The organism is Pseudooceanicola sp. (genome assembly GCF_029213205.1).
In the GTDB taxonomy this organism is placed as follows: Bacteria; Pseudomonadota; Alphaproteobacteria; order Rhodobacterales; family Rhodobacteraceae; genus Pseudooceanicola.
Genome location: NZ_JARGNH010000005.1, coordinates 131,954 through 149,337, shown reverse-complemented (window position 1 = coordinate 149,337; position 17,384 = coordinate 131,954). Strand labels below are relative to the sequence as shown.

Sequence of the window (17,384 nt, the reverse complement as noted above, 5' to 3'; positions counted from 1 at the left end):
GCCTCTTTACGAGATCGCAGGCCTAAATGAAAGTCAGTTTCAGTGACCTATATGAAGAATAATCTGATCCCGGCGGATCGCTTTCGCTGAATGAGATACGGATTTAGGTCAGCAACCGCGCCCTATCTCGCGTCTTCCCCCCGATCTGGCCGGGGTGTAGGGAAAGGCCGACCCGAGTCGGAGCCAGTATCACCATGTCCTTACTACATCTTTTCCTTCTCGCGGTCATTCAAGGCGTGACCGAATTCCTGCCGATTTCCTCATCTGCCCATTTGATACTCTTCCCGCAGATCACCGGCGCCCAGGATCAGGGGCAGGCGATCGACGTGGCGGTGCATATCGGCACGCTCGGCGCCGTCATCCTCTATTTCTGGAGCGACGTGCGCGAAGGCCTTGCCGGGATTCCCGATATGCTGCGCGGGCGACTCGACCGGCCCGGGGCACGACTGGCGTTTCTGCTGGTTGTGGCGACGGTGCCGGTGATCCTGTTCGGTCTGGCGCTGAAACTCACCGGGCTGGACGAGGCGATGCGCTCGGCCAAGGTAATTGGCTGGACGATGCTGGGCTTTGGCCTGGTGCTGTGGTGGGCAGATCGAGCGCCGCGCGCCACATTGTCCGCGCCGGAATGGTCACTGCGCCATGCCGTGATCATGGGCCTGTGGCAGGCGGTGGCGCTGATCCCCGGCACCTCGCGATCCGGGGCGACGATCACCAGCGCGCTGTTCCTGGGCTACACCCGCCGCGACGCGGCCAAGCTGTCGATGCTGATGTCGATCCCGACGATCATAGCCAGCGGCGCCTATCTGTCGATCGAGGTCGTCGCGACCGCCGATATGGCCGCTGCCCGCGATGGCGCCATTGCCGCCGGGCTCAGCTTTGTTGCCGCCCTCGCCGCGCTGTCGCTGATGATGCGGCTGCTGCGCAGCGTCAGCTATACGCCCTATGTGATCTACCGGGTGATCCTGGGAATCGGGCTGCTGGTCTGGGCTTATTCCTAAGCGCCTGCGTGGCTAATGCGCCCGCAGGCCCCTGGCCGAATCCTTGATCGCCGCATATTGGCCCGACGGGCGATAGGGCCAGAGGTAATCGGGCAGAACCGCCTCGGTCGCGATCGGATCAATGCCGAGGTCGGCAAACCCCTTGGCCCCATCGCTGACGACATTGTCGACCGCCAATTGTTTCACCTGATCCCGGGTCAGGGTGGTGTTGGACACCAACCCCAAGGTGACAAGCTGGGTGAAATCGAGGAGCGCGGCCAGAATCCGTCCGGTCCACAGCGGGTTGTTGACGATCAGGCGGCGGCGTTGAATGACACCAAGCATTTGCTGAACCAACCCGCGCAGGCTGTCGACATCCGGGCCGCCGAGCTCATAGACACCGCCCGCCGCGCCGCCGTTGGCGCCGATCTGAGCCGCAGCGGCAACATCATCAACAAAGACCGGCTGAAACAGCGTGCCGCCACCGAACAGCGGCAGCACCGGCATCGTCCGCGCCATCGCCGCGAAGCGGTTGAAAAACTGATCCTCGGCACCGAAAACCACTGAGGGGCGCAGGATCATCGCGCCGGGCATGTGTTTCAACACCCCGGCCTCGCCTTCGGCCTTGGTGCGGGAATAGGCGCTGTTGGCGTCGGGATCGGCGCCAATCGCCGAGATATGGACCATCCGCGCGACGCCCAGCTCAGCGGCGATCATCGCGATCCGGGTCGCGCCTTCGGCCTGGATGGCATCGAAATTGTTCTTGCCGCGGGCATCGAAGGTGCCGACGCAATTGATCACCGCATCGGCGCCATGGGTCACGTCGCGCACCGATTGATCGTCGCGGATGTTGCAGAACACCGGCTCGACCTGACCGACCACACCATAGGTGCGCACGAACATCGCCTCGTTCGGGCGACGCACCGCCACCCGCACCCGCCAACCATCCTTGGCCAGCCGCCGCGCGATATAGCGGCCAACAAAGCCCGATCCGCCGAAAATTGTGACTAGCTTGGACATTTCTCGCACTCCGGCATCCGCATTGCTGTTTTCCTAGCCTCCCACCGCGCCCACGGCAAGCCGTTTGGGGGTCGCAGACGGGACGGTTTTGGTAGATTGCCGTCATGGAGGCGGGAAAGGCATACGCCACAAACAAGCCTTTGACGGCCCCCGGTCACAGAACTAACCTTATTGAACACAACAAATTTTTGGAGGGCTCCCCATGCGTAACATCACCGTCCTGACCGCCGGATTCCTGACAACCCTCGTCACCCCGGCCTTGGCGGGCGCACCCGTGCCGCTGCCGATCGCCGGCGTGACTGGCCCGGTTGGCCTGGCCGTCGCCGCAGTCGGCTATGTCGGGTACCGGATTCTTCGGCGCAACAAATAATCCGAACACCGCGCCTAACGCGCCTGCCCCGGATGAGATTTTACCTGCCGCGCAACCAGGTTCATATCGGCCTGTGGATCCTGCTGGGATGCCACAGCCTGTTGGCGCGGCTGTCGGTCAGCCCGATCCATGACTGGATTTATGAGCTTGCCCGGTCGAACCTGTTCGGCCTGGCGGCCTTCCTGACAGTGTTTCACCTGCTGACCGACACCAGTGACCGGCGGCAAGCGACCTCGGCAGATTACTTTTTATTCGCAATCACCGGCCTTGCGCTCTGGATTGGTGGCTTTGGCGGGTCGGGCCATGATGTGCCGCTGGTCCTGCTGCCGGTGGCGCTGTTCTATTTCTCACGGTTCGGTCACGGTGCGGATGATCGATTCATTGGGCTGGTCGCCCTTGCGCTGTCGATCAACGGCTTCTTTGCGCCGATGCTGTTTCACCTGTTCAAGGACCTTTTTCTGATCGGCGAGGCGCAATTCGCCGCCGCCTTGAATCGCCTGATCGGTCTCGATGTCATCGCCGAAGGCACCCGGCTGACGGCAGTGGACGGCGTTCGGCTGCAACTGATCGGCGCCTGTTCGGTGTTCAGCAACCTCAGCTTTGCCTTTCTCGGCTACAGCTGCTTCAAGGCGTTCTTTCGCTCACCGATGAACTGGCGTGACCTTGGCCCGATCCTGATCCTGATGCTGGCCCTGATATTCGCCAACGCCATCCGGCTGGGGCTGATGGTGCCGAACTGGGCTGCCTATGAATTCTGGCATCATGGATCCGGGTCGCTGATCTTTGCCGTCGTGCAGTTCCTTCTGATCGGGCTGGTCTGCCTCTACGCGGTGATCCTGAGGGGGCGGATATGGCGCGCGGCCTGATCTGGTGGGGGCTGGTGGCGCTGTTCGCCGCCACCTCGGGCTATGCGCGCTATGAGGCGCGCAGCGACCATGCTGCGGCAAAGTCCGTCGACACGCTGATGCCCGGCCTGTGGCGTGCGCTCAGCGCGCAGGGATTCGACATCGAGGAAGAGATCCGCGACCCGGACGTCAACAACCAGCTGATCGGCTACACATTCCGAGGCCCGCTTTGTGACGGCGCGATGAAGGCGATTGAATTTTCGGTCGGCTGGGTGTCCGAGGCCTTTGCCACCGATCACCACGGCGACGGTGAAAGCCACAGTTTTCAATTCCACGGGTTTTCCTATGAAACCGCGGCACGCCCGCGCCTGACCTATCTCAGGATCAAGCATTGGCTGTTGCCCCTCCTCGGGATCCGGGATGAAATCAGCACCTCGTTTCAACTGGTGCGGATCTGGCCATCGCATTGCGACGAGCCGGTTGCCGATTGGGCCGCGATCTGGAGAACAGAGCCGTCCGACAGCGCTGCGGATGCGACATGATCCTGGCGCTTATCACCTCGTACTGGTTGGTTTTCCTGGCCCTGATTGCGGCGGTCGAGCTGGCGGAAAACCGGGCCGGTCAGCGTGGGTCGGCCAAACGCCGCTGGCCCGCCAATATCGCCCTGATCGCAATATCTTCGGGACTGGCCGCGGCGATCCCGCTGGGTGCCTTTGTCGCGGCGGATTGGGCGCAGCGGCATGATTTCGGCCTGCTGAACCTGCTCGACCCCGGCACTGTGGTTCTGGCCGGTCTCAGCTTTGTGTTGCTCAGTCTCTGGGATTATCTGGTACATCTGGCATCGCACAAAATCCCACTGCTCTGGCGCTTTCACAAGATCCATCACAGCGACAAGGCGTTGGATGTGACCACCACCTATCGGGTGCATCCGGTGATTCATGTGGCGCTGACCATCGTCAACGCCGCGATGGCCGCCGGCCTGGGACTGCATCCGGGCACGGTGATGTTTTACGCCGCCGCCGTGCTGATCATCGATCTCTCCCACCACACTGCGCTGCGGATTCCGGACGCGCTCGACCGAAAGATCCGCCCCTTTGTGATGACCCCGGCCCTGCATCACATTCACCATTCCGACCAGACGGCGGAAACCGACAGCAATTACGGGCATGATCTGGCGATCTGGGACCGGCTGTTCGGCACTTATCGGGCCGAACCTTTGCGCGATCCCAAGGTATTTCGATACGGGCTGAGGCAATTCCCAGAAGATCGCGCCAACAACCTGCATGACCTTCTGAAAGCCCCCTTCCGGGGCGGCCCGTTCAGCTGAGGCGCGGCGGCGTCCAACGGTGCGAAAAACAAGGGCCTACGGTGATGAATCCCGTTGACACGCAGGCGGGGCAATACTAAACGCACGGCTCACGACACCTGCCCAGGTGGCGGAATGGTAGACGCGCTGGCTTCAGGTGCCAGTGGCCGCAAGGCCGTGGAGGTTCGAGTCCTCTCCTGGGCACCATATTTACCCGATAACATATTGATTCTATTGGAAAAATGGTTAAGTGACCTTTGCTATATCCCCCTAATTATCCACCCTAGGGGATTTGTTGTCTTGCCGGTTGAGCGGGTTCATCTCGTCGGCCAACTCGCGCAATTCACGGCCCAGCGCATTGACCAATTTTCACAGCGCCACCACTTCACCGCTTCGCGCTCCATGCTTCCAGTTGGGATTCGCTGCCCCGGTCGAGCGCCACCATGTGCGCCGTGCATCCGACATACGGTCCAACCGCGCACGGCTGGGTTTCGGCAGGGTTGGGCAGTGCGCTTTGATTTTGCAGTGCATCTGGGCGCAGTGTTCGCCGCGTGCAAGGGGTCAGCGTCAACTTTCGCCATCGCCCCGCCCCCCGTGCTGCACATCGCCAACAATCGCCTGCCCGCCTTCGTTCACCGTGACACGTTCAACGCGCACCGTCTGTTGACCCTTTGAGCGATACCGTTTCAGCGTATCCATCTGCGCCGCGAAAGTGCGAGCGGTCTTGTTCAATGCTTTTTCGGCGCAATCCTTCTGCGCGATGGTATCGACGTGGTTCAGTTGCCGCGCCAGCATCATCACCGCCATGTGTGTCGCGGCCATCTGCGACAAAAGAAGCGTCTCGGCTGCGTCCCCTGGTTGCATCGCATCCACGAATCCCAACGCGAAATCCGTTGAGTCGGCATCAACCTGCTTTCCTTTCGACCCCAGCAGGGACGTTCGCCAGATTAGACCGGCGGTCACGCTCTGATTTCCCGAGGCCTTCAGTATCCGACCCCAAGAGCCGCTGGGCTGAATGTCGAGCGTGTCATCCTCTTTCCAGTCGAGCGCAACGCGGGGCGGGTTCTGATTTTCCACCATTGCGACCTGTCCTCGGGTTTTCTCAGGTTCGTTTTCCATGTCTCATTCGCCTTTCGGTTCAATCCAGCTTCTCGCGATGCCGCACCAGTGCCGCCCGTTCGGCCCGTGCTTTTCCCATTCCGAAAGGTGCCGCCACGCATCCAGCGACACGATGCGGCCCGTCCATGTGCGAGGGTGCCCCGCTACGGATCGGCCATGAGAAAAGGTCTCGGGGGCTGCGTCTCTTGCGACACGGGGCGCGGCGTCTGGCATATCGGGGTCGCGATTCTGCGCCGGGGGCGTTGCGACACCCGCGACAATTGCGACACGGGCGGGCTTTGTCGCAGATGTCGCAGAAGTCGCAGGGGGGCCAGCCTCGGGGGCGGGTATGTCCCCGCCCTCGATTTCGGCCAGCGCGGCTTGCACATCAAACCACATCGCCGCCCCCTTTCACGATGCGCCACACTTCTGCCCGTGCGGCACCGCGCACCACCGTTCCGTGGTCCAGTGGCGCAAGCCATCCGTGCCGCTCCAAGATGCCCAGCGCAGCGCGGGCCTTGGGGCTTTCGCGAAGCGGGTTCGGCCCAAGCCGCACCACGTCGCGCGCCATCACCTCGGAATGCGGCCAGCTTGCCAACAGCCAATGCCGCAGGGCTTCGGCCCGGTCGATTTCTTGGCTAACCGTCGCCGCGTCGGCCATCCGCACCGCCTCGGACAAGTAGAATTGCGCAAGCGCGATGCCGTTGCCCATGTCCTGCGCCGTGACGGCGGGGGCGTCCAAGTCGCGCCACAGCGCCAGCACGCCCGCGATGCGCGCCGCCTGTTCCGCCGCCATGCGGTCGGCCATGAAAGCGCGGGCGACAGCGGGCTGCACCATCAGATGCACCGCCAAGCGCCGCCCGAATAGCGTGGCGTGCCCGTCGCCTGACTGGATCATGTTGACAAAAGGCGCAGCCAGAGGCGGATTGAGGTGCTGCCTATGAAGCCCAGGAAACTTTCGACAGTTTTGTCGTAGCGGGTTGCGACGCGGCGTGCGTTCTTGAGCGTGTTGAAGCACCGCTCGACCAAGTTGCGCAAGGAATCCGGCGCGTGACCGACACCGGCGCGCATCTTGCGTGATTTGCGCATTGGTATTTGGGTGAGCAGGTTTCCCGCCTCCATCTTTTTGCGAATGCTGTCAGCATCATAGCCTCTGTCTGCCAACAGGGCGCTTGGCGCGGGCAGGCTGTCGGCCATGACCAGATCGAAGCCCAGGTCATCGGATGTCCGGCCCGGTGTGATCTCGGTCCTCATGGCCAGGGCTGCTGCGTTGCCGCGGAGATGGCTCTTGGTCGAGAAGCCACCTCTTGAGCGGCCAAAACCCTGTCGCGGCGGCCCCCCTGCCTGATGGTGCGCGCGTATAACGGAGCTCATTTGAAGGGCATCCGGCACCGCCCCACTCTGGTTCAGGGCGTCCATGCCTCGTCCGGCACAAGGTCTCGTGCCAGGTTGGTCTCCATCGCAGATACCAGCTTGAATCATGCCTGCACGGCAATGTGAATCCCTTTTGTCAACATGCCTTAGCAGGTTGCTGAACGAGCCCTGCCTCGACAGGGCTTTGAGAACATGATTCACCCTTTGGGCAGCACCGACGGGGGTGAGGATGCGCGGGACGGACGAGACGAGCGGGTCGCGGTTCAGCTACGTTGATCTGGAGGAGCGCGTCGCGCACCTCGCCGACACAGGCTTCGTTCGGATTCTGGTCTGGCATCTTGCCACCCGTTGGAAATGGGAAGTGCGGCCGCGATCCCGCCGCCTCAGCCGCTGGCGCTGGCGTCGATCAATACGAAACAGATCCGGCAGATTTCGCCCGAGCGATTGGACCAGGCATGGTTGGTGCCGCGCTGAATCAGGATGTCACCAGCGGTCAGCACGGTTTCGCCCTCGTCCATGACTGCGGTGATCGCGCCGTGCAAAACGATGGCGTAATCCACCGTCAGGGTGCGGTGCATGCCGCTATGGCCCTTGGTCTCACCGGTATGATCGGCGTCCGGGTAGATCTCCCGGAACGTGGCATCGAGCATCGCCTTCATCTCGGCCGGATCCTCGGGTTCGGGCGGAAAGTCGATAACCCGAATGACAGTGCCCCGCTCCGGTGGCAGCACGCCCTTGTGCGCCAGAATGTCATCCGGCGCATTGACGTCCGAGGGCGCAGCGCCAGTGCGCCAAACATTGGCCACCATATAGCCGGGCCGCGTTGGCACCGTCAGCGGGCTGGGAGACGGCGCATCGCTTACGATGACACTCTGCCCATTCGCGTCATGGCCGGTCAGAACCCGGCGCAGGGGGGGAAGTTTTTGAACCATTCTCATTTCCTCAAATCGGCTCGCTCAAGCAAGCAAAGCGCGCATCGCATCCTGTTGCACATGCGCCCCGATATGCGCATGTGCCTGGTCCATCGCCGCCTGCCCGGGCGGATGACCGCGCATACCGGTGGCTTTGGAGCCTTCCTGAACACAGGCGCAGCGCGGAGAGCGCCGGGCCTGCCATCTGTTCGGGATCGTGCCGATTTCACCACCAACTGCCAGCAAACGCGACAACAAGTTCACGTCTTCGATCATTATTGATGCGCGCCGCGCCCAGAACAGTGTCGAAGCATGCGCCGCTTCGCCGACCAACACCAGCCGTGTGAACGGAGCGCCCTGTTCGGGGTGCAATCCTGGATGACCGCCCTGGATGACCGCGCAACCGGCATCGGTGCGCAACGCCACGATTGAATGGCACGCCAAACATAGGGTGCAAGGGATGCCGCCGGAAATCCGCTCGAAACATGAGTTGCCGCCGGATGGCAAGATCGCCTGATCCCAGCAGTCGGGCCGGGTCGCCAGCGCGGGCGACCCGGCAAGCCTTACCGATTCTGGAAGGTCGGTTTGCGTTTCTCGAAAAACGCCTCAAGCGCCTCCTGACGGTCCTCGCTGACCTCTTGCGGGTGGATGTAATCGACGTAATCGTATTCGTTCTGCAAATAGCGCAGTTGCATGTCACGGTAATGCCCGACCTTGATCGCCTTGGTATACATCGGCGGAATCTCCAGCAGCATTTCCGCCCAACGGGTCGCCTCGGCCATCAGCTGATCGCGCGGCACCACCTCGTTGACGATGCCGAAATGCGCCGCCTTCTGCTGCAACAGCTGATCCATGCGCGGCACGATCACCACCGGCAGCTTCAACCGATTACAGATCCAGAACCATTCGTCGCTGGTCTTGGTGGCGATCACCGGTTCCAGCGCCGCATCCAGCTGCGCAGCGTTTTTCAACCGGACATCATGGGTCTTGACCTTCGGATCCTCGGCGATATCGCCAAGGCCAAAGGCCTGACACATGCCGGTCCATTGCGCATGGGTCACCGTCGATACGCCCAGCCAGCCATCCGAGGTCTTGTAGATACTGGCCGGGTAATGCCGCCCAAACAGATTGACGCCGGAGCGCTTGCGCGGGGTGCTGACCCGTCCCGAACATGTGGTGATCGCCCCCAATGCAATGGCGGCATTGTCGACCTGTCTTGATACGATCTGCCGACCGGGCAGCAAGGTGATCATCGAAACCCCCGGCTATTTTCCGATCATGCCAGTGCTGCACCGGCGCGGAATCTCGACCCTGGAACTGGCCTCGCATCCGCGCACAGGTCTTGACGTTGATGAATTCGAACGCGCGCTGAAAAGCACCCGGGTCGATGCCTGCCTGCTGATGCCCAACAACCACTACCCGTCTGGCGTCACCTATCCTGAAGAGGCGCAGGCGCGGATGGTCGCCCTGGCCACCTATCACGGCGTGCCAATCATCGAGAACGACATCTTTGGCGAACTCGGCCATGGTGCGGCACCAGTGCCCAGCATGCGCCGCTTCGATGCCCAGGATCTGGTGATGCAAGTCGGCAGTTTCGGCCCGACCCTGGGCGCGACCTATGGAGTCGCATTCATCGTGAACAACCGCTTTCGTCAGGACATGATGGTCAGCCGGTTGTTCTATGAGGAACGCGCCGGCAGCGTGCCGATCCAGGAGGCGGTGGCGGATTTCGTGCTGGCCCCCGGCTATGACCGGCTGTTGCGCCGCTATCGCGAGACCCTTGGCCACAACATGCGGCGCGGACTCGTCGAACTCAGCCAGATCCTGCCGTAGAACGCGGCGGTGTCGCGGCCTGACGGTGGCCACACTTGCTGGGTTCGACTGCCCTCGGATGGCAATGCGCTGGAAATCGTCCGGGCGGCTGGCGAAAAGGGGCCGCTGCTGGTGCCCGGGCGGGTGTTTTCATCGAAATCGGTGTTCGAGAATTGCTTTTCGCTCGACCTCTCGGCCGCAGATTCCGGCGAATTCGAAACCCTGCTCGCACAGCTGGGCCTAGCGCTTTCAAGATATGGCGGCAGCGCAGCGGATTAACCGACTTGGGCAAGCGGCGCGGGCAGACCCCTGATCGGCGTGGCAGCGGCCACACCGGGCACAATCTCGACCGCAACACCGGCGGCCTGCGCCGCGTTCAGATCCGCGCCAGCAATGCCCGGATCGCCAGGGATCAGCCGCACCACCCGGCGCCCCCTCCGCGCCTCTGTCACCATCCGGGCGTCAATCTGCGGTTGCGGCCAGGTTTGGGCGCCCGCCAGCGGACCCAGACAGACCCGTTCGGCGTCGCGGCGGGCCAATTCCAACACCTGCTGATCAACCTCCCGGTCGTAAAAGATCACATCCGCCTCTTGCAGGCGCGCCACCGCCCGCAAGGTCAACAGGTCGCGCGCGCCCGGCCCGGCCCTGACCAGCGCGATCGAGCCCTGCCCGCTCGCATCCGGCGCCCGGCCCGCGGCGATCGCCGTCTTGATCCGCCCCGCCGCCGCCCGTTCCGCGCCGCGCAGCCATTCATCGCGCGGCGCATCCGAAAACACCCAGCGCCAGAAGGCGCGCCGCTGCGGGCGCGGCACTTGCGCCGCCACCGCGCCGCGCATCCGCCCGGCAAAGGCGGCCAGCCCGCCGATATTTGGCGCCAGGATCTCCTCAACCCTGGTCTTGATCTGCCGCGCCAGAACCGGCGCCGTCCCCTCGGTGCCGATGGCCACCACGATCGGATCACGATCAACCAGCGACGGGGTGGTGATATCACAGAGCTCCGGCTGATCGACCACGTTGACCGGGCAGCGCGCCACCTTGGCCAGCGCGTGGATGCTGGCGTCAGCCCCCGGGCAGCCGGTGCCGATAAAGGCCATCACCGCGCCCTCGAACAGGGCCGGGGTGATCGCATCGCGGTGCCACTCTGCCCGCCCCTCGGCGATCAGCGCCGCCAGCTCCGGGTCCAGCACTGCGGCGACCAGCAGCAGTTGCGCGTCGGTCTTCAGGATCAGCCGGGCCTTTTGCGCCGCCTGCTCGCCGCCACCAACGATCACCACCCGGCGGTCGGTGGTGCGGATGAACATCGGAAAACTCTTCATCGCCGATCCCCTTCCGACGACCGCGCCCGGCCCCGCCACAGATCGGCGGCGCGCTGCTCTGCATCTCCAACCCCCAGCGTCGCCAGTGCCGCAGCGGCGGTGCCGATCACAATCGCCTCGGCAAACGGATCGGCGATCCGCCCCGTCCAGAGATCGGCCAACCGTGCCGGATCCTCGGCGCCATCGTCCAGCCGCCTTGTCTCGGGGTGGAGGGCGGCGAAACGGCCCTCCCAGGCCGCGCCCTCGCGCAGGCCGAACCCGGCGATAACCTTGCTCGGATGGCGCTCAAACTCGCCGCCGCCGCCCTTGATGACGCTCAGGTTGCTCCAACCCAGCAGCCCGGCGGCATCGGCCTGTAACAACCGGTAGGAGGGGTGAAACACCCCCTGCACGCTGGCCGCCGCCCGCCCGGGGTTGAGCATCCGGCACACCGTATTGACGCAAGAGCGCAGACCAAAGGTATCGCGCAACTGCAACAGCGCGAACAAGCCCGTCGCCAGATGCTCCAGCGGCAGATAGGTGATGCCGTCGCTGGCCAGCACATCCGCCGCCGTGCCGATGTCCTTCGCCTGCCGGATCCCCGCGGAACCAAGCCCGGCGCGCACCGATCCGACCCGGCCATTCCAGCCATGCAACAACACCCGATGACCGGCCCCGGCCAACAGCCGCGCCGACAGCAGGAACCAGGGCAGGCCCCGGGTCCGCCCCGCCGCATAGCTCGGCCAGTCCAGATCGACAGGGGGCACCTCGGGCAGACTGTCCTGCGCGGCGCGGACGAACCCGGCGATTTCCTCGGCGGTTTCGCCCTTCATCCTGAGCAGCATCAGGATCGCGCCCACCGCCTGCGGTGCGGCATCGCCCGTCAGCATCTGCGCCATCGCATCGCATGCCTCGTCCAGGGTCAGGGACCGGGATCGGCCCGGGCCGCGCCCAAGGGTGGCGACGTGCTGCGACAGGCTCATTCCGCCGCCTCGCGCGGGCGCACCCGGGCCAGCACTTCGGCGATTTCAGACCGACAGGAGCCGCAATTGGTGCCCGCGCCCAGCGCCGCGCCAATCGCCTCGACGCTCATCAACCCCTCGGTCTCGATGGCGCCGACAATGGTGTTCAGCCCAACGCCAAGGCAGGCGCAGACCATCGGGCCGGGATCGGGCCGGTCGGCGGCGCTGCGCCCGGTGAGCGCGTCGCCTGCGGTATCGCCCGGCAGGGTGGTCAGGTACTCGCGCATCACCGGCACCGGTTCGCGCGACACATAAAGCGCCGCCAGCAAGTGACCGCCGGAATGAAAGGCCAGCCGCGCCGCGCCACGGGCGCGATCGACCACCGATTGCACCTCGGCCTCGGGCAAGGCGAACAGGCGCCGCGCCTCGGCCTCCCAATCCTCCACCGCATCGCGCCCCGCCAGTTCCGCCCGCCATCCGGTGCCGGTGCGCGCCCGCGCCCAATATTCCGCCTGCGGCTGCATCGGGCCGGATGACACCGCGAAGCCATACCAAGCGGCGGCAAATGGGGCCAAGGCGACCACCGCCGCCTTGCTCTCGGGTTGACCCGAAACAGGGTCTGTTACGCCTGCAATCAGCGCATCAATCCGCGCCGAAGGCGCGGTTTCCCCGGTCCAGTGCATCGGTGCAAAGACCTCGCCCTTCTGCACCTCATCGGTGATCCGGGCGCGCAGGATGGCGCTGCCCTCGGGGCTGCGCAGCCGGATCAGGCTGGCGGCGGCAATCCCCTGCGCCCGCGCGTCGGCGGGATGGATATCGAGGAACGGCTCGGCCAGATGCGCCGACAGGCGTGGCGACAGCCCGGTGCGGGTCATCGTGTGCCATTGGTCGCGAATCCGGCCGGTGTTCAGGCGGAACGGGTATTTCGCCCCGGTCCGCGCCACCGGCGGGCGGTGTTCCAGCGCCAGCATCCGCGCCTTGCCATCCGGGTGAAAGAACCGGCCGTCGCCAAAGAACCGCCCGCCCTGGCGGCTGGCGCTGAGCGGCCAGCGAAACGGCTCTAACCCGGCGTAATCCGCCTCGCCAAGGTCCTTCAGCCCGGAGATGTCAAAGTCGCGGCCAAAGCCGGCGGCGATCCCGCTGAGCGCGGCATAGTCGCGAAAAATCTCGGCCGGACCGGCATAGTCGAACGCCGCGTGCCAGCCCATCCGCTGCCCGACCTCGGCCAGCGCTTGCCAATCCGGGCGCGCCTGACCGGGCATCGGGCGCACCGCCCGCTGGCGGCTGATGGTGCGATCCGAATTGGTGACGCTGCCATCCTTTTCACCCCAGGCCGTGGCAGGCAAAAGCACATCGGCCAGCCGCGCCGTGTCGGTCTCGGCGGTGATGTCGCTGACCACGGTGAACGGGCAGGCGGCAATTGCATCGCGCACCGCATCGGCATCGGGCATCGTCACCGCCGGGTTGGTGTGGATGATCCACAGCGCCTTGATCTGCCCGTCCGCCACCGCGCGGAACATGTCCACTGCCTTCAGCCCCGGCTGGGTCGGCATCGTCGGGGCGGACCAGAATTCCGCCACCGCCATCCGGTGATCCGGGTTCTCGATATCCAGGTGGCAAGCCAGCATATTGGCCAGCCCTCCAACCTCGCGCCCGCCCATCGCATTGGGCTGCCCGGTGACCGAGAACGGCCCGCAGCCGGGCTTGCCGATCCGCCCGGTGGCGAGATGGCAATTCAGGATCGCATTCACCTTGTCCGACCCGGCGGAGGATTGATTGACCCCTTGCGAATAGATGGTGACCACCCTGTCATGGGAGAGCCAGAGATCGGCGAAGGCGCTGATCATCGCCTCGCTCAACCCGGTTGGCCCTGTGTCCTGCATCCGGGCGGCGGCAAAGGCGGCCTCGGCGCCGCTCACATGGGTCAGGAAATCCGCATCCGTGGCGTCGCGCGCCTCAATCTCGGCCAGCAGCCGGTTGAACAGCACCACATCACCGCCGGGTCGGATCGGCAGATGCAGCTCGGCGCCGTCACAGCTGGCGGTGCGGCGCGGGTCAATGACCACCAGCTTGGTGCCGCGCTTGGCCCGCGCGGCCAGGATGCGCTGATAGAGCACCGGATGACACCAGGCGAGGTTGGAGCCGACCAGCACGACCAGATCAGCCTCGTCCAGATCCTCATAGGTGCCGGGCACCGTGTCGCTGCCAAAGGCGCGTTTGTGCCCGGCCACCGACGACGCCATGCAAAGCCGCGAGTTGGTGTCGATATTGGCCGAACCGATGAAGCCTTTCATCAGCTTGTTGGCGACGTAGTAATCCTCGGTCAGCAACTGGCCCGAGACATAGAACGCCACGCTGTCCGGCCCGTGTTCGGCAATCGCCGCGCTGAACTTGCCGGCCACCAGATCCAGCGCCCTGTCCCAACCGGTTTCGACCCCGTTCACCACCGGCGCCAGCAACCTTCCCTCAAGCCCGACAGTTTCACCCAGCGCCGCCCCCTTGGAACAGAGCCGCCCGAAATTCGCCGGATGGTCCGGGTCGCCGCGCACCGCGATGCCGCCCGCCGCATCGGCGCGCAGCAGCACCCCGCAGCCAACCCCGCAATAGGGGCAGGTCGAGCGGACTTCGGGCAGGGCCGACCCGTCCATCACGCTGCACTCTTCTTGCCCAGCGCGACGGTGTCGAGCAGCACCCGACCGCCCTCAACCCGCACCGGATAGGTGGCGATCTGGCCCTCATCGGCGCCCTGCGCCTGGCCGGTGTTCAGATCAAACACCCAATTGTGCAGCGGGCAGGTCACCCTTTGGCCATGCACGATGCCCTCGGACAGTGGCCCACCCTTGTGCGGGCAGCGGTCGGACACCGCAAAGACCTCGGCCATCGCGGTGCGGAACAGCGCGACGCAGCCCAGCGGCGTCTTGATCACGCGGGCGCCGCGCAGCGGAATGTCGTCAATCGCGGCAATGTCGAGCCAGTTCATTCTGCGGCCTCCAAAGTCAGATCGGCCAACGGCGCATAGATCTGCGCCCGGTTCTGCACATGCTCGGCCCAGGGGTCCTTGCGATAGATCGATTGCGAAATCTCGAACCGGTCGACCAGCGCGGCGCGACTCTCAAGGTCGTCCACCACCCGCTCCTTGACCCAATCCAGACCGACCTTGGCGACCCATTTATAGGGCCGGTCGAGGTATTTGGCGTTTTCGCGGTAGAGTTGCATAAAGGCGGTGATCAGCGCGATCGCCTCATCCTCGCTCTTGGCTTCGGTCAGCCGTTCGGTTTCCTTCAGATCCATGCCCGCCGCGCCTGCAACCCCGATCTGATAGCCGGAATCGACGCAGACCACGCCGATATCCTTGCAGGTCGCCTCGGCGCAATTGCGCGGGCAGCCGGAGACGCCGAGCTTCACCTTATGCGGCGTCCAGGACCCCCAGAGGTGTTTTTCCAACTTGATGCCGAGGCCGGTGCTGTCCTGGGTAGCAAATCGGCAATGATCGGTGCCAACACAGGTTTTCACCGTCCGCAGCCCCTTGGAATAGGCATGGCCCGACACCATCCCGGCGCGGTTCAGATCGGCCCAGATCGCCGGCAGATCCTCACCTTTGACCCCCAGCAGGTCGATCCGCTGGCCGCCGGTGACATGCACGGTCGGCACCTTGTATTTGTCCGCCGCATCGGCAATCGCACGCAGCTCGTCCGGGGTGGTCATGCCGCCCCACATTCGCGGCATCACGCTGAATGTGCCATCCTTCTGGATATTGGCGTGTTTGCGTTCATTGACGAACCGGCTTTGCGGGTCGTCGAGGTATTCCAGCGGCCAATCGGCCAGCAGATAGAAGTTCAACGCCGGACGGCAGACATGGCACCCGTTCGGCGTGGTCCAGCCCAGTTCCTGCCAGACGGCGGCCTGGCTCTTCAACTCCTGCGACTTGATCAGGCGGCGCACGTCCTCATGGGTCAGATCGGTGCAGCCACAGATCGGTTGCGCCGTCGGCATCTGGAAGTCATCGCCCAGCGTCACCTGCAACAATTGCTCGACCAGCCCGGTGCAGGTGCCGCAGGATCCGCTGGCCTTGGTCTGGGCCCGCACCGCGCCGAGGTCGGTGGCGCCGCCCGCGATGGCCTCGACGATCTTGCCTTTGCATACGCCGTTGCAGCCGCAAATCTCCGCCTCAGGCGGCAATGCTGCAACGGCTGAGAGAGGGTCCAGTGAATCGCCCCCCTGAAATGCCGGGCCAAAGATCAGCGTGTCGCGCATCTCGTCGATCTCGGTGCCGTCCTTGATCAGGCCAAAGAACCAGTTGCCATCAGCGGTATTGCCATACATCACCGCGCCGATCAGCCGGTCACCCTCGATCACCAGCCGCTTGTATATGCCGCGCGACGGATCGCGGAACACGATATCCTCACGCCCCTCCCCCTCGGCAAAATCGCCAGCGCTGAACAGATCGCAGCCGGTCACCTTCAGCTTGGTCGCCAATTCCTTGGCGACGAACACATCCGGCTTGCCCAGCAAGCCATTGGCCACCACCCGCGCCTGTTCATAGAGCGGAGCGACCAGGCCAAACAGCAGTCCGTCCAGCTCGACGCATTCGCCCACCGCATAGACATCCGGGTCCGAGGTCTGCATCTGCGCATTCACCTCGACCCCGCGCGCCACCTCAAGCGCGGCATCGGTGGCAACCCGGGTTTCGGGCCGGATGCCCACCGCCATCACCACCAGATCGGCGGCCAGGGTCTCGCCGCTTTCCAGCAGCACGGCTTCGACCCGATCCTCGCCCAGGATCGCCTTGGTCGCGGCCTGGGTCTTGATGGTGATGCCGCGCCCCTCAAGGTCGCGGCGCAGCAGATAGCCCGCCGCCTCGTCCAGCTGCCGCTCCATCAGATGGCCCATCAGATGCAGCACCGTCACCTTCATGCCGCGCATCGCCAGCCCCGCTGCCGCCTCAAGCCCCAGCAAGCCGCCGCCGATCACCACCGCCGATCCGCCCCCGGCCGCCGCCGCAACCATCGCGTCGGTGTCATCCAGATCGCGATAGGTCACCACCCCCGGCAAATCCTTACCCGGCACCGGAATGATGAACGGTGCCGACCCGGTGGCAATCACCAGCTTGTCATAGGCCACCGCGCCATTCTGACCGATGACCTGCTTGTTCTTGCGGTCGATGGACACCACGCTTTCGCCGAACCGGCAGGTCACCCCGCGCGCGGCATACCAGGCATCATCATGGGTGATGATGTCCTGATAGGTCTTTTCGCCCGACAGCACCGGCGACAGCATCAGCCGGTTGTAATTGCCGCGCGGTTCGGCGTTGAACAGAGTGATATCGAACGCCTCGGGCGCATCATCGGTCAAGTGTTCCAGCACCCGACCCGAGGCCATGCCGGCCCCGATGACAACCAGTTTCTGTTTCATTG

At 64.4% G+C, this 17,384-nt stretch carries 19 protein-coding genes, 1 tRNA gene and 1 pseudogene; 9 read left to right on the top strand and 12 right to left on the bottom strand.

Features of this window, described 5'->3' with window-relative positions; all coding sequences use genetic code 11:
- Positions 1–194 precede the first annotated feature (194 nt).
- Positions 195–998, top strand: a complete 804-nt coding sequence (locus P1U48_RS06395; RefSeq protein ID WP_301068107.1) for an undecaprenyl-diphosphate phosphatase — start codon at positions 195–197, stop codon at positions 996–998.
- A 12-nt stretch (positions 999–1,010) separates the two neighbouring features.
- On the opposite strand, the gene P1U48_RS06390 is transcribed toward P1U48_RS06395, so the two are convergent.
- Positions 1,011–1,997 carry a complex I NDUFA9 subunit family protein gene (locus tag P1U48_RS06390; RefSeq protein ID WP_301068106.1) on the bottom strand — a complete coding sequence of 329 codons (987 nt, stop codon included), beginning with the start codon at positions 1,995–1,997 and terminating at the stop codon, positions 1,011–1,013.
- Positions 1,998–2,199: 202 nt separating this feature from the next.
- Between P1U48_RS06390 and P1U48_RS06385 the strand changes: the two genes are divergently transcribed.
- From P1U48_RS06385 to P1U48_RS06365, 5 genes are all read left to right on the top strand, one after another.
- Positions 2,200–2,367, top strand: coding sequence for a hypothetical protein (locus tag P1U48_RS06385; RefSeq protein WP_301068105.1), 168 nt, complete (start codon positions 2,200–2,202; stop codon positions 2,365–2,367).
- Between the two features lie 32 nt (positions 2,368–2,399).
- Positions 2,400–3,233, top strand: a complete 834-nt coding sequence (locus P1U48_RS06380; RefSeq protein WP_301068104.1) for an archaeosortase/exosortase family protein — start codon at positions 2,400–2,402, stop codon at positions 3,231–3,233.
- Positions 3,218–3,754, top strand: a complete 537-nt coding sequence (locus tag P1U48_RS06375; RefSeq protein WP_301068103.1) for a hypothetical protein — start codon at positions 3,218–3,220, stop codon at positions 3,752–3,754. The genes P1U48_RS06380 and P1U48_RS06375 overlap by 16 nt, the downstream gene beginning before the upstream one ends.
- Positions 3,751–4,539 carry a sterol desaturase family protein gene (locus tag P1U48_RS06370; protein ID WP_301068102.1) on the top strand — a complete coding sequence of 263 codons (789 nt, stop codon included), beginning with the start codon at positions 3,751–3,753 and terminating at the stop codon, positions 4,537–4,539. Before P1U48_RS06375 ends, P1U48_RS06370 begins: the two co-directional genes overlap by 4 nt.
- A 100-nt stretch (positions 4,540–4,639) precedes the next feature.
- Positions 4,640–4,725 (top strand) — tRNA-Leu (locus P1U48_RS06365).
- A 360-nt stretch (positions 4,726–5,085) separates the two neighbouring features.
- Here the strand turns inward: P1U48_RS06365 and P1U48_RS06360 are convergent.
- The 5 genes and pseudogenes from P1U48_RS06360 to P1U48_RS06340 all read right to left on the bottom strand — a co-directional run bounded on the left by P1U48_RS06360 (position 5,086) and on the right by P1U48_RS06340 (position 8,177).
- Positions 5,086–5,637 carry a hypothetical protein gene (locus P1U48_RS06360; RefSeq protein ID WP_301068101.1) on the bottom strand — a complete coding sequence of 184 codons (552 nt, stop codon included), beginning with the start codon at positions 5,635–5,637 and terminating at the stop codon, positions 5,086–5,088.
- A gap of 367 nt (positions 5,638–6,004) precedes the next feature.
- The gene (locus tag P1U48_RS06355; RefSeq protein WP_301068100.1) at positions 6,005–6,514 is read right to left on the bottom strand and encodes a DUF3987 domain-containing protein; all 510 of its coding nucleotides are present in this window, start codon (positions 6,512–6,514) and stop codon (positions 6,005–6,007) included.
- A pseudogene (locus P1U48_RS06350) lies at positions 6,511–7,035 on the bottom strand (IS5 family transposase); the annotation flags it as partial. The gene P1U48_RS06355 and the pseudogene P1U48_RS06350, both read right to left, overlap by 4 nt.
- Positions 7,036–7,373: 338 nt before the next feature.
- Positions 7,374–7,922, bottom strand: coding sequence for a cupin domain-containing protein (locus P1U48_RS06345; protein WP_301068099.1), 549 nt, complete (start codon positions 7,920–7,922; stop codon positions 7,374–7,376).
- A 24-nt stretch (positions 7,923–7,946) separates the two neighbouring features.
- On the bottom strand, positions 7,947–8,177 hold the full coding sequence (locus P1U48_RS06340; protein WP_301068098.1) for a hypothetical protein: 231 nt from the start codon (positions 8,175–8,177) through the stop codon (positions 7,947–7,949).
- 115 nt (positions 8,178–8,292) lie between these two features.
- Here P1U48_RS06340 and P1U48_RS06335 point away from each other — a divergent pair, with 115 nt between their 5' ends.
- Positions 8,293–8,418 carry a hypothetical protein gene (locus P1U48_RS06335; protein ID WP_301068097.1) on the top strand — a complete coding sequence of 42 codons (126 nt, stop codon included), beginning with the start codon at positions 8,293–8,295 and terminating at the stop codon, positions 8,416–8,418.
- A 46-nt stretch (positions 8,419–8,464) separates the two neighbouring features.
- Here P1U48_RS06335 and P1U48_RS06330 read toward each other — a convergent pair whose 3' ends face one another.
- Positions 8,465–9,154 carry a CoA transferase gene (locus P1U48_RS06330; protein WP_301068096.1) on the bottom strand — a complete coding sequence of 230 codons (690 nt, stop codon included), beginning with the start codon at positions 9,152–9,154 and terminating at the stop codon, positions 8,465–8,467.
- On the opposite strand from P1U48_RS06330, the gene P1U48_RS06325 reads away from it, so the two are divergent.
- Both P1U48_RS06325 and P1U48_RS06320 read left to right on the top strand, forming a co-directional pair.
- The gene (locus P1U48_RS06325) at positions 9,096–9,734 is read left to right on the top strand and encodes an aminotransferase class I/II-fold pyridoxal phosphate-dependent enzyme (RefSeq protein WP_301068095.1); all 639 of its coding nucleotides are present in this window, start codon (positions 9,096–9,098) and stop codon (positions 9,732–9,734) included. The two genes, P1U48_RS06330 and P1U48_RS06325, sit on opposite strands and share 59 nt — an antisense overlap.
- Before the next feature lie 9 nt (positions 9,735–9,743).
- Entirely contained in the window at positions 9,744–9,992 is a 249-nt protein-coding gene (locus P1U48_RS06320) for a hypothetical protein (protein ID WP_301068094.1), read from the top strand.
- Here the strand turns inward: P1U48_RS06320 and P1U48_RS06315 are convergent.
- From P1U48_RS06315 to nirB, 5 genes are read right to left on the bottom strand one after another with little or no spacing between them, the layout of a single operon-like run.
- Positions 9,989–11,029 carry an SAM-dependent methyltransferase gene (locus tag P1U48_RS06315; protein ID WP_301068093.1) on the bottom strand — a complete coding sequence of 347 codons (1,041 nt, stop codon included), beginning with the start codon at positions 11,027–11,029 and terminating at the stop codon, positions 9,989–9,991. The genes P1U48_RS06320 and P1U48_RS06315 overlap by 4 nt on opposite strands.
- On the bottom strand, positions 11,026–11,991 hold the full coding sequence (locus P1U48_RS06310; protein ID WP_301068092.1) for a glycosyl transferase family protein: 966 nt from the start codon (positions 11,989–11,991) through the stop codon (positions 11,026–11,028). The genes P1U48_RS06315 and P1U48_RS06310 overlap by 4 nt, the downstream gene beginning before the upstream one ends.
- Positions 11,988–14,618, bottom strand: a complete 2,631-nt coding sequence (locus P1U48_RS06305) for a nitrate reductase (protein ID WP_301068091.1) — start codon at positions 14,616–14,618, stop codon at positions 11,988–11,990. The genes P1U48_RS06310 and P1U48_RS06305 overlap by 4 nt, the downstream gene beginning before the upstream one ends.
- Complete coding sequence (gene nirD / locus P1U48_RS06300; RefSeq protein ID WP_301068090.1) at positions 14,618–14,950, bottom strand: nitrite reductase small subunit NirD; 333 nt, start codon at positions 14,948–14,950, stop codon at positions 14,618–14,620. The genes P1U48_RS06305 and nirD overlap by 1 nt, the downstream gene beginning before the upstream one ends.
- Positions 14,947–17,382, bottom strand: coding sequence for a nitrite reductase large subunit NirB (nirB, locus tag P1U48_RS06295; protein WP_301068089.1), 2,436 nt, complete (start codon positions 17,380–17,382; stop codon positions 14,947–14,949). The genes nirD and nirB overlap by 4 nt, the downstream gene beginning before the upstream one ends.
- Between the last annotated feature and the right edge of the window lie 2 nt (positions 17,383–17,384).